The organism is Pseudomonas sp. ICMP 10191, from assembly GCF_001467335.1.
GTDB classification, from domain to species: Bacteria; Pseudomonadota; Gammaproteobacteria; order Pseudomonadales; family Pseudomonadaceae; genus Aquipseudomonas; species Aquipseudomonas cerasi.
On the sequence record NZ_LKGW01000102.1, the window covers coordinates 80,806 to 99,303 of the forward strand.

At 49.7% G+C, this 18,498-nt stretch carries 13 protein-coding genes; 8 read left to right on the plus strand and 5 right to left on the minus strand.

The features are described from left to right. The first annotated feature begins 264 nt into the window (after positions 1-264). The 8 genes from AO388_RS09280 to AO388_RS09315 all read left to right on the plus strand — a co-directional run bounded on the left by AO388_RS09280 (position 265) and on the right by AO388_RS09315 (position 11,363). Positions 265-1,059, plus strand: coding sequence for an ABC transporter permease (locus AO388_RS09280; protein ID WP_058416342.1), 795 nt, complete (start codon positions 265-267; stop codon positions 1,057-1,059). Next, positions 1,056-2,273: an ABC transporter ATP-binding protein gene (locus tag AO388_RS09285; protein ID WP_003345312.1), complete on the plus strand. Its 1,218-nt coding sequence runs from the start codon at positions 1,056-1,058 to the stop codon at positions 2,271-2,273. Before AO388_RS09280 ends, AO388_RS09285 begins: the two co-directional genes overlap by 4 nt. Further along, entirely contained in the window at positions 2,270-4,114 is a 1,845-nt protein-coding gene (locus AO388_RS09290) for a class I SAM-dependent methyltransferase (protein ID WP_058416343.1), read from the plus strand. The genes AO388_RS09285 and AO388_RS09290 overlap by 4 nt, the downstream gene beginning before the upstream one ends. Then, complete coding sequence (locus tag AO388_RS09295) at positions 4,114-6,609, plus strand: glycosyltransferase family 4 protein (RefSeq protein ID WP_058416344.1); 2,496 nt, start codon at positions 4,114-4,116, stop codon at positions 6,607-6,609. Before AO388_RS09290 ends, AO388_RS09295 begins: the two co-directional genes overlap by 1 nt. A gap of 58 nt (positions 6,610-6,667) precedes the next feature. Further along, positions 6,668-7,711 (plus strand): glycosyltransferase family 2 protein, encoded by a 1,044-nt coding sequence (locus tag AO388_RS09300; protein ID WP_083515788.1) that lies wholly within the window; start codon positions 6,668-6,670, stop codon positions 7,709-7,711. Then, positions 7,711-8,049, plus strand: coding sequence for a hypothetical protein (locus AO388_RS09305; RefSeq protein ID WP_003317156.1), 339 nt, complete (start codon positions 7,711-7,713; stop codon positions 8,047-8,049). The genes AO388_RS09300 and AO388_RS09305 overlap by 1 nt, the downstream gene beginning before the upstream one ends. Before the next feature lie 49 nt (positions 8,050-8,098). Continuing rightward, positions 8,099-10,165 carry an ArnT family glycosyltransferase gene (locus tag AO388_RS09310; protein WP_058416345.1) on the plus strand — a complete coding sequence of 689 codons (2,067 nt, stop codon included), beginning with the start codon at positions 8,099-8,101 and terminating at the stop codon, positions 10,163-10,165. Between the two features lie 94 nt (positions 10,166-10,259). Further along, positions 10,260-11,363 carry an acyltransferase family protein gene (locus AO388_RS09315; protein WP_058416346.1) on the plus strand — a complete coding sequence of 368 codons (1,104 nt, stop codon included), beginning with the start codon at positions 10,260-10,262 and terminating at the stop codon, positions 11,361-11,363. A gap of 77 nt (positions 11,364-11,440) precedes the next feature. On the opposite strand, the gene rfbA is transcribed toward AO388_RS09315, so the two are convergent. From rfbA to AO388_RS09340, 5 genes are all read right to left on the minus strand, one after another. Beyond that, positions 11,441-12,322, minus strand: a complete 882-nt coding sequence (gene rfbA / locus AO388_RS09320; RefSeq protein ID WP_058416347.1) for a glucose-1-phosphate thymidylyltransferase RfbA — start codon at positions 12,320-12,322, stop codon at positions 11,441-11,443. Between the two features lie 8 nt (positions 12,323-12,330). Next, positions 12,331-13,236: a dTDP-4-dehydrorhamnose reductase gene (gene rfbD, locus AO388_RS09325; protein WP_058416348.1), complete on the minus strand. Its 906-nt coding sequence runs from the start codon at positions 13,234-13,236 to the stop codon at positions 12,331-12,333. After that, on the minus strand, positions 13,233-14,333 hold the full coding sequence (rfbB, locus tag AO388_RS09330; protein ID WP_058416349.1) for a dTDP-glucose 4,6-dehydratase: 1,101 nt from the start codon (positions 14,331-14,333) through the stop codon (positions 13,233-13,235). The genes rfbD and rfbB overlap by 4 nt, the downstream gene beginning before the upstream one ends. 161 nt (positions 14,334-14,494) lie before the next feature. Continuing rightward, positions 14,495-15,388 carry a class I SAM-dependent methyltransferase gene (locus tag AO388_RS09335; RefSeq protein WP_058416350.1) on the minus strand — a complete coding sequence of 298 codons (894 nt, stop codon included), beginning with the start codon at positions 15,386-15,388 and terminating at the stop codon, positions 14,495-14,497. Positions 15,389-15,429: 41 nt separating this feature from the next. Continuing rightward, on the minus strand, positions 15,430-18,465 hold the full coding sequence (locus tag AO388_RS09340) for a rhamnan synthesis F family protein (RefSeq protein WP_153003982.1): 3,036 nt from the start codon (positions 18,463-18,465) through the stop codon (positions 15,430-15,432). Positions 18,466-18,498: the final 33 nt, after the last annotated feature.

Below are 18,498 nucleotides of genomic sequence, written 5' to 3' on the forward strand. Positions count from 1 at the left end.
TGCCTGATTTTCAGAAGAATTCCATGATTTTCCGTCTGCTGGACTCATGAATAATTCGTTTTGAACGTGCCGATTTAAAGACTAAACGGTGACTATTCCAGCGAAGGCGATATAGTGCGCCCCCAGAAACCTTTTTCTGTTTTTTTGCGTTTCGTCGCTCGGTGAAACCAGCCTTACGCGCACTGCGGTCGGGGCTTGTGTACTAACTGCACGAAACAGGAACACTCAGGGTAAGCACGACTTCACCCTCTTCAGGAGTCACCAATGTTGGAGCTGTTCAGAAGCCTTTGGGGTTACCGGGGATTCGTTTTTTCATCTATACGCAATGAGTTTTCCGCACGATTCGCCCGCAGCCGCCTGGGTGGCCTGTGGATGATCATCAACCCGCTGGCACAGGTTGCGATCTACGCGCTGGTTCTCTCCAACGTTCTGGCTGCCAAACTACCAGGCATCGACAACAAGTATGCGTATGCGGTCTACCTGATGGCCGGTATGCTGGCCTGGAGCTACTTTTCAGAGATCATCGGTCGCTGTCTGACGCTGTTCATTGATCAGGGCAACCTGATGAAAAAGATGCGTTTTCCACGCATCACTTTGCCCGTGATTGTCACAGGTTCATGCCTGCTCAATTATGTTCTGCTGTTTGCCGCGATACTGCTTGTCTTCGCTGCACTGGGCCTTTGGCCGCACTGGCAAATGCTCTGGCTGATTCCTCTGACCCTCGTAGTGACCGCGTTGGCCGTCGGTCTGGGTCTCATTCTGGGTGTATTGAACGTATTTGTGCGCGATGTCGGTCAGGTCATTCCGATTCTGCTGCAGGTGTGGTTCTGGTTCACGCCGATCGTGTACCCGGTCAATATCATTCCCGAGCAATTCAAAAGCGTCATGGGCATCAACCCCATGTTTCCGATCGTCAGTGCTTACCACGACGTTCTGGTTTATGGGCGAGCGCCTGATCTGCAAAGTATGGCCATCACCGCCGCTGTCGCTGCAGGTCTGATGCTGCTGGGCCTATTCATGTTTCGCCGGGCGGCGCCGGAGATGGTGGACGTACTATGAGTCTGTTGAGCGTTAGTAATCTGGGCAAGGCCTATCGTGTCTATGCTTCCGAGTTTCAGCGTATTGGTCGGTGGTTCGGCATACCTACCAAGCCAAGCGAAGAGCACTGGGTCCTTAAACACATCAGTTTTTCAATCGAGCCAGGTGAGGCGATAGGAATTGTTGGGCAGAACGGGGCGGGTAAGTCGACGCTGCTCAAGATGATAACCGGGACTTTGCAGCCTACTGAAGGGCATGTTCAGGTCAACGGCCGTATCGCCGCTATTCTCGAGCTGGGGATGGGCTTTACTCCCGACTTGACCGGGCGTCAGAATGTCTATCACGCCGCCGGCCTGATGGGGTTCAGTGCTGATCAGATCAACGGTGTTATTGATGAAATCGAGGCATTCGCAGAGATCGGCGAGTATTTCGACGAACCGGTGAGAATGTATTCGAGTGGCATGCAGATGCGTGTTGCGTTTGCGGTTGCCACAGCGATCAGGCCTGAAATACTTATTGTTGATGAAGCGTTATCTGTCGGCGACAGCTACTTCCAGCATAAAAGCTTCGAGCGCATACGTCAGTTCCAGGCTCAGGGAACAACATTACTCATCGTGTCTCACGACCGAGGTTCCATTCAGGCGCTTTGCAGCCGAGCGATATTGCTTGAAAAAGGCACGGTGATAAAAGATGGCAAGCCTGAAGAAGTCATGGATTTCTATAATGCGTTGATTGCCGAAAAGGAAAACGCAACGGTACAGCTCCGAGAGCTCGAGGATGGTTCGGTACAGACTCGCTCAGGAAGCGGAGAAGCCACCATCGGCGCTGTCAGTCTGCACAATGCTGCCGGTGAGCGTATTGAGTACGTTTCCGTCGGCGAGCCAGTGTCCTTGCGCATCAATGCTCAGGTCAACAGTGCAATTCCCGAGCTGGTAGTGGGGTATCTCATCAAGGATCGCCTGGGACAGCCTGTTTACGGCACCAACACGCATCATATGGGCTGCAAGGTCGTTGATCTGCAGGCAGGAGAGTCTCTGGATTACTCCTTCAACTTTCCAGCCAACCTGGGGGTGGGCTCGTATTCAGTTGCGGTGGCACTCCACACAACAGATAGTCATTTATCACGCAATTATGAATGGGTGGATTTAACGCTCGTGTTCAATGTAGTCAATATTTCGCAAAGCGAGTTTGTTGGGTTGGCATGGCTGCCGCCTGTTGTGGAGTTCAGTCGATGACCGTTCCCTTCTACCGTGCCTTTGAAGATCGTTATCGCGGCTCACGTGAGTTGATCCATGAGCGTCAGCAGGTTTACATTCCTTTCCTGGAACCTTTAAAGCAGATTTATCCGGAATCTCAGGCACTGGACTTGGGGTGTGGCCGCGGTGAGTGGCTGGAAATTCTTATTCAAAAGGGCTTTCAGGCGCTTGGTATCGATCTTGATGTGGGTATGCTTGAGGCCTGTACGGCATTGGGATTGCCGGTCGAAAACGTTGATGCGCTGGAAAAGTTGAGAAGCTTGCCAGATGAAAGCATGACGGTCATCTCAGGTTTTCACATCGCCGAGCATATTCCGTTTGGCGATCTCAAAGTGCTGGTTGCCGAGGCGCTAAGAGTACTAAAACCTGCCGGTCTGCTTATTCTGGAAACGCCCAACTCGGAAAATCTTGTGGTGGGCACGCAGACATTTTATCTGGACCCTACCCATACTTGCCCCATACCGCATTTGCTGTTGAGCTTTCTGACTGAATACTCTCGGTTTAGTCGCTCTCAGCTGCTGCGTCTTCAAGAGCCCATCGCGCTTTCCGAAGGCGGGCCTGTCGATTTATTCAGCGTGCTGCACGGCGTCAGTCCGGATTACGCGATCGTCGCGCAAAAAGCGGCTGCTCCCGAACAACTGGAGATATTCGACGCCGTTTTCGGTAAAGAGTACGGCATGTCGCTGGAATCACTTTCGCGTCGCTATGACTCCCAGGTGGCAGGCTGGGTTGAAAAGAGTGACGCTACATGCGCTGAGCTGCGTGAGCAGTTGAGTCAGGTTCAGCAACGCGGTCAGGAACTTGACCAAATTGTGCGTGCGCTTGAAGAGTCAGGTATTGCGACTGAGACTGAACTGCGTGAGCAGTTGAATCAGGTTCAGCAACGCGGCCAGGAAATTGAGCAAATTGCGCGTACGCTGGAAGAATCGGGTGCTGCGACCCATGCGGAACTGCGTGATCAGCTCTCTCATGTTCAGGAACAAGGCAAGCGCCTCGAGAGCAGTGTGCACGCGCTGCAAAATAACGACGAAGTTGAAGCCAGGATACGTGAGGTGACACTGCGTGCCGAACTTGCTGAGTCGCGTGTTCATAGTGTTCAGCTGGGTCAAGAAGCTGCACAGTTGCGTATGAATGAATCGGAATCGCGCTTGAATGAAGCGTTTTCTCACCTGAAAGAGCTTCAGGCGCAGGTTACGCAACTGCAGCAGGATACCGGCGTTACTAAAGTGACAGACGCAGTCTCTGCGCAGGCACGGGTCGATGAGCTCCAGGCCCGTCTCAAGGAATCGTTAGATAATGCGCATCACTGGTGGCTGAAAGCCAACGAGAACCAGGTCGAACAAGCGCAGATGCATGAGATTCAAGCTCAACTGGATCAATCGCTGAACAATGCGCATCATTGGTGGCTTACGGCGACCGCTTATGAGGCGCGCATTGCACAGTTTGAAAATAGTAAATCCTGGCGGATAACTCGGCCGCTTCGCACGTCGGCCAGTCTATCCAGCAAAGCGACCAGGCTACCTTCGAGTCTCTTCAAGCGAGTTGTACGCTCTGTTCTGGCCCGCTCGATACGCTTTGTTTTGAATAGGCCGCGCTTACGCACGCGTCTTCTCAATAAGGCGCAGGCATACCCCAATTTTTTGAATAGCGTCAGGCAATTTGCCCTGCGCCACGGAATTATTCAGCCTCGGCCTCATGAAGTGACTCCTGTTACGGCTGCAACAGAGGCGACTGACGATGGTTTTCCGACAGCAAGCCCAAGGGTGGCGCGTGTTTATTCTGATTTGAAGCTGGCTTTTGAGCGCAAGGAAAACCGTTAATGCGTATTGTCATTGATCTACAGGGCGCTCAGTCCGAAAGTCGTTTTCGCGGTATTGGTCGCTATTCTCTGTCATTGGCTCAGGCCATCGCACGAAATGCCGGGAGCCATGAGATATGGCTGGCTCTGAACAACTGCATGTCGGAAAGCATTCCTGACATAAGGGTTGCCTTTTCTGGTCTTATTCCCGAGAACCGCATCCGTATATTTGACGTGCCGGGTGATGCGAATCCGACTCCTTGGGTGGCGAGAGCATCTGAAGTCATCAGAGAGTCCTTCTTATCCACGCTGAAACCCGATGCGGTAGTGGTCAGCAGTCTTTTTGAAGGCTATTGGGCCAACGCAGTGACGTCCGTCGGTGCTGTGCCGGCAACCCATCAAACCGCAGTAATCCTCTATGACCTGATTCCGTTTATGAATGAGGATGTCTATCTTCCTACCGCAGAGCTGAAAGACTATTACCACCGTAAAATAGACTGGCTGAAAAAAGCCGATACTTTGCTGGCCATTTCCGATTCCTCGCGTCAGGAGGCGGTGACGCACCTAGGCATTGACCAAGCAAAGATAGCCAATATTTCCGCGGCTATTGGTGAGCAGTTTATTCCCGATGAAGTGAATCTGAGCAAAAGCTCGGCGATACTTGAGCGTCTGGGCGTGAAAAGCGAGTTCATTCTTTATGCGCCGGGCGGCTTTGACCCCAGGAAGAATTTCGCTCGCTTGCTTGAAGCCTATAGCACGTTGCCCAGCGCGCTTAAAGCCAGGCACCAGCTGGTTATCGCGAGCAAGCTGCATGCTCAGCAGCGAATGGAACTGCTCGCCTTCGCAGAGCAATATGGCGTCAAGGCCTCGGAGTTGGTACTGACTGGCTACGTCAATGATGCAGACCTGATTGCCCTCTATTCGTTGACCAAGTTGTTTGTCTTCCCGTCGACCCATGAAGGCTTTGGTCTTCCGGTGCTGGAAGCCATGGCATGCGGTGCTGCGGTGATCGGTTCTAACTGCAGCAGTGTTCCGGAAGTCATCGGGTTCGACGAAGCGCTGTTCGACCCTTTCTCGGTCGGCTCCATCGCTGAGAAAATGCTAGAAGGTCTAGAAAGCGATGGCTTCCGCTCAAGATTGCTTACCAATGCAGGGGAGCAGTGCAAGAAGTTTTCGTGGGATGAGTCTGCGAAAAAAGCCATCGAAGCTTTGGAGTCGAGGCATTCGTCGGTTGCTGCTGATCAGCCTGACCTGCCTGATCCTGGAGCTGCATTGCTGGAGCGACTGATTTCACTCTCGGACACTGCGCCTACTGACATCGAGCTTTTCCAGGTTGCGAAAAGTATCGCATTTGACTTTGCAGGTGCTGATCACAGGCAGTTGTTGCTTGATGTATCCAGCATCGTTCACAGTGATGCCAAATCAGGTATTCAGCGTGTTGTACGCAGTCTGCTCCACGAGTTCTTGAATGACCAACCAGCAGGCCTGACTGTTCGTCCGATCTACTTCGCGGATGGCCAGTATTATTATGCTAATGCCTTTGCCTCGCGCATCTATGATCAGTTTTCCGAGACGACAGACGCCATTGTCGACTTCGCCCAAGACGACATCTATCTGTCTCTGGACTTGAACATGCACTTGGCAAGTCAACTCTATCCGCTGCACAATCAGATGCGGCAGATGGGTGTACAGGTCAGTTACATCGTGTACGACTTGCTGCTGTTCCACCGCCCTGACTGGTGGGTGGCGCCGAATGCTGAGTTGTTCAACGACTGGCTGCAGAAAATCAGCATGGTCGCCAGCAGTCTGATTTGCATATCGGGCGCAGTTGCGGATGAGTTGAAGCAATGGCTTGCTGACAACGTGGACAAGTGCGCAGGCAACAAGCCAAGTGTAAAAAGCTTCCACCTGGGGGCCGATATCGACAACAGCCTGCCTTCTGCAGGTCTGCCCGATGATGCAGGGGAGCTGTTGGCACGTCTGGTGCAGAAGCCAAGCTTTCTGATGGTCAGTACCGTGGAGCCGCGCAAAGGGCATGCGCAAACTCTCTCTGCTTTTGAAAGTCTATGGGAGCAGGGGCAGGACATCAATCTTGTCATCGTCGGGAAACGGGGCTGGCTTGTGGACGAGCTGGTCGCACGCCTTGAAAACCATCCCGAGAAAGGCAATAGGCTTTTCTGGCTGGAAGGCATCAGTGATGAGTACCTCGAAAAGATTTACTCGGCGTCGACGTGTCTGATAGCAGCATCGGAAGGCGAGGGGTTCGGCCTGCCATTGATCGAAGCAGCTCAATATAATCTTCCAATGATTATTCGTGATCTGCCTGTGTTCAAGGAAATCGCAGGTACCCACGCATTTTATTTCAGCGGCTTGCACCCTACTGACATTAGTGAAGCAATCGCGGCCTGGTTAGAGTTACACAAGGACTCAATGCATCCAGATTCAAGTGACATGCCTTGGCTGACGTGGGAACAGAGCGCCAGACAGCTGCAGGCAGCACTCATATTGAGCAACTGATTACTGCCGAGTCGCAGAGCCATTATCAGAAGATTTGGACCAACAGGTAATTTTATATATGACAATCGGTCAGCAACACCAGGTCAAGCCAGACGTGATCCCTACCGTCGATGTTGAGGGACGTAGCAAGATCGCTGTCTTGATCCCTTCCTATAAAGTGGTCGCGCACATACTGGGTGTGATCGCAGACATTGGACCAGAAGTCGACAGAATTTACGTCGTTGACGACTGCTGCCCGGATCATTCCGGTGCTTACGTCGAACAACACTGTACCGACCCGCGTGTGGTTGTTCTGCGTAACCCTCAGAATCAGGGCGTTGGTGGCGCGGTCATGACCGGCTACAAAGCGGCGATTGAAGAAAACATGGACGTTATTGTAAAGATTGATGGCGACGGTCAGATGGACCCTGCGTTGATCATGAACTTCATTAATCCCATCCTTGCCGGTGAAGCGGATTACACGAAAGGCAATCGCTTTTTTGATCTCGAGGAGATCCGGGCAATGCCGCGCGTTCGCCTGTTTGGGAACGCTGTACTGTCTTTCATGACGAAATTTTCGTCAGGCTATTGGGATTTGTTTGATCCCACCAATGGCTATACAGCGATTCATCGAGATGTTGCGAAACATCTGCCTCTGGATAAAATAAGCAGGCGCTATTTTTTTGAGACCGACATTCTTTTTCGACTCAACACGTTGCGTGCTGTCGTTGTAGATATTCCCATGCATGCCAAATACGGTGATGAAGTCAGTAACCTGAAGGTATCCAAGGTCGTTGGCGAGTTCTTCGTCAAGCACGTTAGAAATTTCGGCAAACGAATCTTCTATAACTACTACCTGAGGGACATGTCGCTTGCGTCTATTGAGCTTCCTGTAGGCCTGACGCTGCTGTTGTGCGGTAGTGTGTTCGGTATTTCTCATTGGATCAGCTCAATTTATACTGGTGTCCCTAACTCGGCAGGCACTGTCATGCTTTCCGCATTGCCTATTATATTGGGCATTCAACTGATATTGGCATTTTTGGGGCAGGATATTGCGTCGGTTCCCAGAAGGCCTTTTCACCTAGCTAAGACCAAAGTCAAGTCCAAGGCAGGGGCAGTGTAATGGTATATGCGATTGCTGTCCTTTGCGTGCTGGGAATTGCTGCTGGACAGATCATGTTCAAATTAAGCGCTATTTCCTTGCAGCGGGCGGGCACTTTTTTTGACATCAAAACTATCATGATACTGGGCTCTGCTTTTGCCCTCTATGGGCTGACTACTATCGCATGGGTATGGGTACTTCAGAAAATAGAGCTTGGTAAAGCTTACCCCTTGATGGCAATGGCATTTGTATTAGTGCCGATTGGTAGCCATTTTATTTTGGGCGAACGCTTTCAGGTTCAGTATTTCGTAGGCGTTTTGTTCATCATGTTTGGTATTGTATTGGCCGTCAAGTCATAGCTGTTTTGCGTATGGCATATGGCATTAAATTTGTAGAGTGGGAAGCGGCATGCAATTTAAAAATGGAATAAAGTTAGGCGCTCCAGCAGCGGTGGCGGGTATCATGGTCGTGACCTTGATCGTGCTGCTGGTCCGATCCATTGGGCTGTACCCAGGCGTTCTGGGTGATGAGTATACGTACAGCTCGATGGCGAGATTGATGCCTCTGTCTGCCGCCTATATTCCGGATTATCTCTACCTTGCCATCTATAAGTCCACCAACCTGTGCGGCCGCGGGTTTATGGAGTGTTCGAAGCTTTTCAATACGGTGTTTTTCGTCGCTGCTGCGCCGTTTATATACATGACCGCTAGACGCTTTTGTGGCAGTCGGTTGTCCGTGTTGATTGTATTTCTCAGTATGCTGGGGCCGATAAATAGTTACACTGCTTACTTCATGCCTGAACCGTTGTTTTTCCTATCTTTCTGGATCGGAATTTCTTACTTCTTGAGTCTAAATGCTCAAGCCTCCTTGAAAGAGTGGGCTTTGTTTGGCTTTATCATGGGTTGTTCATCGCTCGTTAAGCCACATGCGATGTTTATGATTCCCGCATTTTGCCTGTGCATAGTTTTCTTTGCGTATAAAAGCATGAACACGTGGCTAGTCACAGGACTCAAAAGCAGTGCTGTGTTTGTAGCGGTGATGCTGGCAACCAAGTTTGTCGTGAGCTTCATCATTGCCGGCACTTCAGGGTTAACGCTTTTTGGTAATTTTTATACCTCGACGTTCGAGTCAAGCGCTTCATCTCTGCAACGATACCTCGATATCTTTTCGACGGCACCACGTATTATTGAAGGTCATCTATTAGCCATTGTTATGATGTTTGGCACCTCAGTGGCAATTATCATATTTGGCTCTATAAAGGCTCTGGTAAAAAAGTCTATTTCGTCGGAAGATAAAGTTGTTTTTTGTGCCTTGGCTTTGTTGCTCAATCTGATTGTGATCGTTGGTTTGTTTTCAGCATCGGTTGCAGGCACGAACGTGGTCGAGACGGCGTTCAGGCTTCACATGCGGTATTATGATTTCATGCTGCCGCTTTTATTCATTGCTGCGGCGACTCAAATTAACGCTGTGCACACCGCTTCTTTAAAGTACTGCCGATTTATTATTGCAATTCTTGTATTGGCCATGATCGGCTATGCCGCGATGACACTGATGCATCCATTCACACCAAGCTACGTTGACAGTGCTGAGTTGCGTGGCTATACGCTAAATGTAAACTGGTTTATTGCGCTGGCCGTTTTCTCAGCAATCGCAGTTGTCGTGTGGTGTTTGTCGGCCAGTTCTGGGACTATCGTATTCCTGCTTTTCTACTTGCCGCTTTCTGTGGGAGTTACTGCTGTCCACAGCAATGCAGAGGTCAGACAGAGAATGGTGATCGATGCATACGATAGAGCAGGGCTCTTTGCAAAAAGCTACGTCCCTGCGAATGAGCTGTCTAGTCTTGTTGTGGTTGGCAATAGCGTTGCGGCAACGCTAAGGTCCCTGGTCTACATCGACGACTTGGGCGCTTCACGCGATCTTTCTTTTGTCGAGGGTGTTCCTTACACCGCAGCCCAGACTCCGTCTGATAAAAAGTGGATTTTGGCCATTGGGGACATAGAATTCGCAAAAGATGAGTTTGATGTGATGAGGTTCAATGGTTTCTCCTTGGCAAAAAAGATGACCAGTGCTTATCCATTGAATATCAACTTCAGACATTCCTCATTACCTGATACGGTAATAAAAGCGTCAGGGCTTTCGCATCCTGAAAGCTGGGGCGCCTGGTCGGATCGTGGCGATATTGTATTCAGGTTCGCCAAATCTTTACCGTCCAAGTTTCAACTTGTGCTGACGGCCAAGGCATTTGGTCCTAATGTCGATAAGCCGTTTGAGGTGTTGGTAGGTCACCGAAGTTATCCGGTCAAGCTGACTGCAGACAACGCCTCCTACACACTGGATATCGTCAATGTTGATAGCGCCGACGTATTAACCATCAAGGTGCCCCTGCCTACGTCACCTAAGCAGCTCGGTATGAGTAAGGATGATCGCACCCTTGGCATTGGCCTGGATCAGCTTGAGATTCGTAAGGTCGAGTAATGTCTATTGGCTGGCGGGAACTAAAACACCCGCCAGAACGTCTGGAATGCTCACTCATTGAGTTGACGGAGCGTAGCTTGAAAAAAAGGATGCCATGAGCGAACAGATCGGCCAGTCAGAACGTATTTACACGCTGGATGTGCTACGTGGTATCGCAGCCTTGTCAGTGGTGTTCTGGCATTGGCAGCATTTTTTTTACGTAGGGGATCAGCCGGCTCTTTTCGAGGCGGCTCGGCAACCCTTTTTCGCTTACCTGACTATTTTATATAAGTACGGTGCGCTGGCAGTCGAGCTTTTTTTCTGTATATCAGGATTTGTATTTTTCTATCTTTTTTTTAATGACATCGCATCGCGTAGGGTCAGTGCCTCTCGATTCTTCATGAATAGGTTCAGTCGATTATACCCTCTGCATATTTTCAGTTTTGCCGTTGTAGCGCTATTTCAATTCATCTATTTTCAGCAGAACGCTGTTTATTTCATATATCAGTTCAATGACGTTTATCACGCAATTCTGAATGTTCTGATGATTCCAGCCTGGGGGTTGGAGAAAGGCTGGTCCTTCAACGGCCCAGTGTGGTCGGTGTCGGTTGAAATCTTTTTGTACGGACTGTTTTTTACAGTATGTCTGATGGGACGGGGCCGCTACTTTCTCGTTCCCTTTTTGATCTTCATATCTTGGCTGACCTACCCCGAATATCATAAACTTTCAGCCGGTGTTTTTTCTTTCTTCAGTGGCGGGTTAGCATATTTAATCTTTGCCCGTGTCAGCAGCCTGACAGGTCGCAACACAAGCTGCATCGCCGCACTGATCGCAATGCTGGCGGCATGGAGTGCGGTCTGGCTATCGCCGACATTGAATATCTATCTTCTGATGGGAGTCGCTTTCCCTGCGTCTGTGATGTTTATTGCATCCGTCTCTTATGTGCAACCAACGCTGATGAACCGGTTTGGGGTTATCGGTGACGTCAGCTATTCGTCCTACCTGCTGCACTTCCCGCTGCAGATACTATTTGCAATGGCTTTCGATGCGCTGGGCTATAACCGTGAGATCTTCTATAACACATGGATGCTGTTATTGTTCATGGTCGTGCTTATTCCGTTAAGCTTTGCAAGTCACCGATGGTTCGAAGTTCCTTTGCAGCATTGGTTACGTCGTCGCTTTAACGTCTGGAGCACTAATCGTCGAGCAATTAATTAACGCTTGAAAGGAGGCGCTACAGTAAACATTGGTATCGCATCCTTTCACACGTAGTTAGTCGAGATCCATGGCGCGTATCAGAAAATCTTTTCCTTAAGCACGTTCTTCAAGTACTGGCCGTAGCCATTTTTGATCAACGGCTGTGCGAGCTTTTCAAGCTGCGCGGCATCAATCCAGCCCGCGCGGTAGCAGATCTCTTCCGGACAGGCGACTTTCAAGCCCTGGCGCCTTTCCAGCGTGGCGATGTACTGGCCGGCTTCCAGCAGGCTGTCATGCGTGCCGGTGTCCAGCCAGGCATAGCCACGGCCCATGATCTCGACGTGCAGTTGCTTCTGCTCCAGGTACAGCGTGTTGAGATCCGTGATCTCCAGCTCGCCGCGTGGGGAGGGCTTCAACTGGCGGGCCAGATCGACCACCTGATTGTCGTAGAAGTACAAGCCGGTGACGGCGTAGTTCGACTTGGCAACCTTGGGCTTCTCTTCCAGCGACAGCACTCGGCCGCTGTCATCGAATTCGGCTACGCCATAACGCTCGGGGTCCTGCACGTGGTACGCGAAGACCGAGGCGCCCGACTCACGGTTGCTGGCATTGAGCAGCAGCGACTGGAAGTCATGGCCGTAGAAAATGTTGTCGCCCAGTACCAGTGCCGATGCATCGTTGCCGATGAAGTCTGCGCCGATGGTGAACGCCTGAGCCAGGCCATCCGGGCTGGGCTGAACGGCGTAGCTGAGGTTCAGGCCCCACTGGCTGCCGTCGCCCAGCAACTGCGAGAAACGTGGTGTGTCCTGCGGTGTGGAGATGATCAGAATGTCGCGGATCCCGGCCAGCAACAGCGTGCACAGTGGGTAGTAGATCATCGGCTTGTCGTACACCGGCAGCAACTGTTTGGAGACAGATAGCGTGGCCGGGTGCAAACGGGTACCCGATCCACCAGCCAGAATGATTCCTTTACGAGCCATGAGAGTCCTTAGCGCTGGATTTCGTCCAGCATGCGTTGTGCGCCTTGTTGCCAAGACGGCATCTTCAATTGAAAAGCAGTTTCTAGTTTACTCAAAGCCAGCCGCGAATTGCGCGGGCGCGGTGCCGGCACTGGATACGCTTCTGTGGGGATGGCGCCGATCTGGTCGGGCGCTACCTTCAATGCCACGCCATTACGTGCGGCGTGTTCCAGAACGAACTGTGCAAAGCCGTGCCATGACGTCTCACCGGCAGCAGCCAGGTGATAGATGCCTGCCAATGCTGCCGGGTTCTGATCAGCGCGCACTCGATGCAGAATCTGCGCAGTGACGTCGGCGATCAGTTCGGCACCGGTGGGGGCGCCGTATTGGTCCGCTACCACGTTCAGCGAGTCGCGTTCGGCGGCCAGACGCAGCATGGTCTTGGCAAAGTTGTGGCCGCGCGCCGCATACACCCAACTGGTGCGCAGTATCAATGCCTGGGCACCACTGGCCTGAATCGCCTGCTCGCCCATCAGCTTGCTACGGCCATAGACCGACAACGGACCGGTTGGCGCGCTTTCCTGCCATTGTTCTTCACCACTGCCATCAAACACATAATCAGTGGAGTAGTGAATCAGCCATGCGCCCAGTGCCGCAGCCTCTCTAGCCAAAACGCCCGGAGCTTCGCCATTGATCAACATCGCCAGGTCCGGCTCGCTCTCTGCCTTGTCCACAGCTGTATAGGCCGCTGCGTTGACGATCACATCAGGCGCCAGCGCACGAACCGTGGCGGCCAGGCGTTCCAGATCGGCCAGATCACCGCACAGGCCATCGGCACCCTGACGATCCAGCGCAATCACCTCGCCCAGCGGTGCCAGAGCGCGCTGCAGCTCCCAGCCAACCTGACCATTCTTGCCCAGCAGCAAAATCTTCATGCGTCGCTGACCTCATACTGTTGCACGATCCAGTCACGGTAACTTCCATCCATGACACCACTCACCCATTTCTGATTGGCCAGATACCATTCCACGGTCTTGCGAATGCCGGTCTCAAAGGTTTCCGCAGGCTTCCAGCCCAGTTCGCGTTCAATCTTGCGCGCATCGATCGCATAGCGACGGTCATGGCCCGGGCGATCAGTGACATAAGCGATCAGCTCTGCATAAGTGCTGACCGGCTGACCGGTCTTCTGATTGATGACCTGACGTGCGGCGGCCGGAGCCAGTTCATCGAGCAGGGCACACAGGGTCTGCACGATATCGATATTGGCCTTCTCGTTCCAGCCGCCAATATTGTAAGTCTCGCCCAGCGCACCGGCTTCCAGAACACGGCGAATACCGGAGCAATGATCTTCGACGTACAACCAGTCGCGGATCTGCTGGCCATCACCGTAGACCGGCAGCGCCTTGCCAGCCAATGCGTTGACGATCATCAGCGGGATCAGCTTTTCCGGAAAGTGGAAAGGCCCATAGTTGTTCGAACAGTTGGTGGTCAGTACCGGCATGCCGTAGGTGTGATGGTAAGAACGCACCAGGTGATCACTGGCAGCCTTGCTGGCCGAATAGGGGCTGTTCGGCTGATACGGCGTGGTCTCGGTAAAAGCCGGATCGTTCGCGCCCAGCGTGCCATAGACCTCGTCTGTAGACACATGCAGGAAACGGAAGGCAGTTTTGTCAGCCGTCTCCAGACCGTTCCAGTACGCACGAGCCGCTTCAAGCAAACGGAACGTACCCATCACGTTGGTCTCGACGAATGCCTCGGGGCCGGTAATCGAACGATCCACATGCGATTCCGCAGCGAAATGCACCACCGCGCGCGGACGATGTTCGGTAAACAGCCTGTCCAGCAATGCCGCATCACCAATATTGCCGTGGACAAAACGATGCAGTTCGTTGCCTTCCAGCGACTGCAGGTTGGCCAGATTACCAGCGTAGGTCAGCGCGTCGAGGTTCAATACGTGCTCGCCATTGCGAGCGCACCACTGCAGAACGAAATTCGAGCCGATGAAGCCGGCTCCGCCTGTGACTAGGATCATAGTGTAGGTCTCAGTCTATAAAGTAGACGTAAATATTATGTACCTAAATCTAGAAATAAAATACGTGGATCTAAGTACGGTATACCCGGTTTGCCGAAAAATGAGAATACTAAAAGTATCCGATATTCAGTGGTCGCAAAACGTGTTGCTGCTTAAAAAAGTTAGCCATTTTTGGGCTGAGCTTCGTTAAGCAATCGTTTGAGCTCCGATATTTCTATAGTCAAGCTCGTGATTTTCTTGTCTTTTTCACTTTCAAGATTCGATGAAGCCTGAACGAGAGATTGTTGAGGCTCTGGAACCAAGAATCCACCATTCGCGAACTTGTTTTTCGCAACCAATTCTTGAGAGCCGACCACATGGCGCACACCAAGAGCATTGTTCTGAGCTTGATTTTTAGTAATGATACACATGGAGTTGATAAATTCAATAGAATGAATTTCCGATAGAAGACTCTCGGTTTCCACGTCGGCCGGAATGTTGAACTCAGCTAACAGCTGGGATTTATTTATGGGCACTCCCCAATGCTCATAATTAATGATGTCTGTCAGTGATTTTAAAAAATTCATTGACGAGCTTTTGTTGAACAGCCCGCCCTCAAATGATTGCCAGTAGCTGCAGTGGAGGTCTTCAATGATATAAATTCCACCGGTATTCAGTTTAGGAAAAAGCAGGAAGAACGAAGTTATTATGTCGCTGCTGGTGTGCGAACCGTCGTCAATAATGATGTCGAAGTCATTTGACAGCGCGTCAAGCTCTCGTTGAATGTTCGAATCATTTATGTTGCCGATGAGAAGCTGTATTTTTTCACTGTCGTACTTAAGTTGCGCACAGTCAGGGTTTATGTCGCAACCCACTATTATTTTGGAGTGAGGGAATAATTTGCTCCAGATTTCAAGTGAGCCTCCATTTTGAATGCCTATTTCGAGCAGGCTTACCGCTGAGGTTTCAAGATTTTTAAATAGGCGATCGTACGTGTTTAAGTAGATATCCCATTTATCAGATACATAGCCCTCATGCTCTGCGTAGATGTCCATTAAAGAGTGTCTGGTTTTCATGAGGGCCTCTGTGTTTAAAAATGGTCCTGAAGCTTTTGCATCTACAATGCGCTTTCAGACACTGAGTGTGTGACGTCGAAGGCACGTTTGCAATTTTCGGAATCCATAAAACGGAAAAAAGCTTTGGTTGACAATTTGTGATTTTTGTACTGCTCTGGGCGGAGCGACTTGATCACTGATTTTATATCAAGGCATTTAGGCCCTGGTATGATTTTCTCGAAAAGGCTGGTGGGCACGTAATGGCCTTTGATAAATTTCTCTGGCATGAAAAATATAGGTGCTCTTTTTTTGTAGTAAGCAAAGTCATAGCCCACGGAGCTGTAATCAGTAATGAGATATTGTGACGTGTTGAAAATATGGTTGAACGTATTCGTGTCATTGTTGTTCACAAAGCGAATGTTGCTACTGTGTGCTCTGAGAATAGCTGCCAGGCACTCTACGTGTTGAGCAGGGATAGAGTTGTGAATGAAATAGTATAGCTCCAGCTTGGGCCGGCTCTTGGCGATCGCTCTTACAAGTTCTACAATGGTGGTGACATAATCAGAGCTCAAGAACTCTGCAAGCGTCGCTTCGTAAAGATTTCGCCGCCACGTGAAAAATATGACCGCATCGTTAACATTCAGCGGTGTGTCATTGCACCACTTATCCATTCTGGGGTATCCGCCGAGATAGATAGTGTCATGACCAAGAAGCTTAAAGTTTTTTTCTTCATGGGTGGAACAGGCGAAAATTCCATCATTGCGGTTGCCGTTGTAGGACGCTATTTCATAAGAGTCTTTATCGCCGGCGGAAACGCCGTGCCACATAAGGTAGAGTTTATACTTGAGCGCGCTGATATGTATGTCTTTGAGTCCGGGAAAAATAATGCCTGGAAAGCCAAAGGAGCAGAAAAGAGATTTTGCATTCAAGAAAAGCTCCTTATGCTGCGCTGAACCTAGAATGGCTAAGTGTTTTTTGATGTGCTCATCCTTTTCACGATCAACCACTTCTTTGCTTGTAATATAAAAACAAGAATCGTCCGACTTCAGTGCGTATTTAAACGCTTCATAGGCATTGTCGCCTGTCAGTGACGCTCGCTCTGAATAAAGGCTGTACTTGGCTTGTATTTCGTTGTTAATGATCGAGGCGTACAAGGATTTGTCAGCCTGGCTGTAGTTGTTTGAGAGCATTATTGAAATAATGGATTGCTCTTTGTTTTGCAGGTGTAAAGTGTTTTTTTCGATGCGCGGGTAGAGTCCTGAGTTTTTATGATTTAATAGGTTGTAGCACGGGATATCTCCGTAGACGTATTGTAAGTCTACGGGTTTGCCTCGCTCGCTGAATGTCAATTCAGCATTTTTTTCAATATGTTTTTTATCGAATTCAAATATGAATAGGTGAAGGCCCTGGGTAAGGTAGCTGTCAGCAAGGCCAGTGTAAGTATCTTTGCCTGCTTCTGTACGGCTCGTAGCGGAGGTAGATGTAAACTCCGAATCGTTTGATATTATGAGTTCCAGGTTTGCATAGCTGTGTTCGGATACAGTCAGCAGGCTAACCATGTTGCCGGACGTAGCGCAGTCTACAATTCTTAGTTTTTTGCTCTTGATGATTGGAGTGTGAGTATTCTGATTGTCGTTTGAAACAATCTTGTTATCTTTTAGCTGGAATGGAAAGTTTTTGGATTTGAATATTCCATTCACAATGCCTGCCCTTTCTGGTGACAAACCAGGCAGCATGCTTTTTTTGATAAATAATGCAGTGTTCAATACGTCCAGGCATTCACGGGCTGCAGGGTTCAGTCCCGCAATGGATTTGTACATTGAATGAGGTGGGTAGCCATGTGAGCTTAATAGCTTGGACATGCCCATTTCATAGTTGATAATGATATCTGTTTTGTGCTCCTCATGTTTTACAGAGTAGATAAAGTCTCGCCAGAATGTAGTATTGAAAATGCTTTTTGCTATAGAAAGAAAGTAGCTTTGTATGTGAGGGGAATACAATGAATTTCCATGCGACTGGGTATTACGGAAGCCAAAATTGTTAATGGTTGTTCCATAGAACTCAGGATTGCCGTCCTCCTCCCTACATTTGAAAAAGTCATTAATGTCTCCGCATGGACCAACGACAGAATCATTGCATATGAGGATTTCATCAGCATTTTTAAGCAGTCCATTTTTGTCTGCGTACGCGAAAGCTCGTTTGTAAGATCCAAAGTCGTATTCGCGATGGCGCACGAAATATGCGTAACATACAAGGTGTTCTATCTTCCGGAACTCATCGGGCTGGATGCCGCAATCACCAATCAATACAATCGCATCACACACGGATCTTACTTTTTCCAACAAGAATATAGTCTCATCAGGTATTGCTCCGTCACCCATGTAACACGCGAATAAACACACGCGTTTGGTGGCGTGGGAAATATTTGAATTGTTTTCATACGTCAAGAATTTTGCAAGCGGATTGCTCAGGCCGGCTGTTCTGTTCTCTTTCTTTCCGTGGAGTTCAAAGTGCAAAAGTGGCATGACGCCATCTTCTTTGACGTCGGGATAACTCTCTAAGTAAGCATCAGCATCGAAGTGCTCGGATGGATTGCGAAGACTATCTTTGCAGGTAATGTAATCTAAGGCAGAGGCAAGCCTGGAGGTGCTTTTACCATTGTAGTTTTTTTGATAATAGGCGTCGTCGAAATACGTTGAGTTGTAGATTGCTTCAACAGCATAGGGGAGTACATACCTCTTCTCTTTTTTACCATAGGTCTCATAGTGAAGAAGTGGATTCATATCTATTGTTTTTACATCAGGGTAGGCCGCTAGATACATATCTCCGCTAAAGCCAAAGGAAGGAGATTTTCCTTGCCGCCACCCGTAGTTAAAATAATGTAATGCAAAATCTATGTTGAGGTTTTTTAAGTCTCTGTGGTTGCTTTTGTACCAGGCTTCATCATAGAAAACTGAGTTTCTTATCTTTTCTAAAGCGTCCAGATCGACATCATTTTTTTCGGCGCTAGCCATTTTAACAGTCGTTGAGCTGGTCGCTGATTCATCAAGGGCTTCGTGTTTTTTTATGCTGTTTTTCTTTATTTTAGGTTTGGTCACAGTATCTTTCTCATAATTTAAATCAAACTGGGG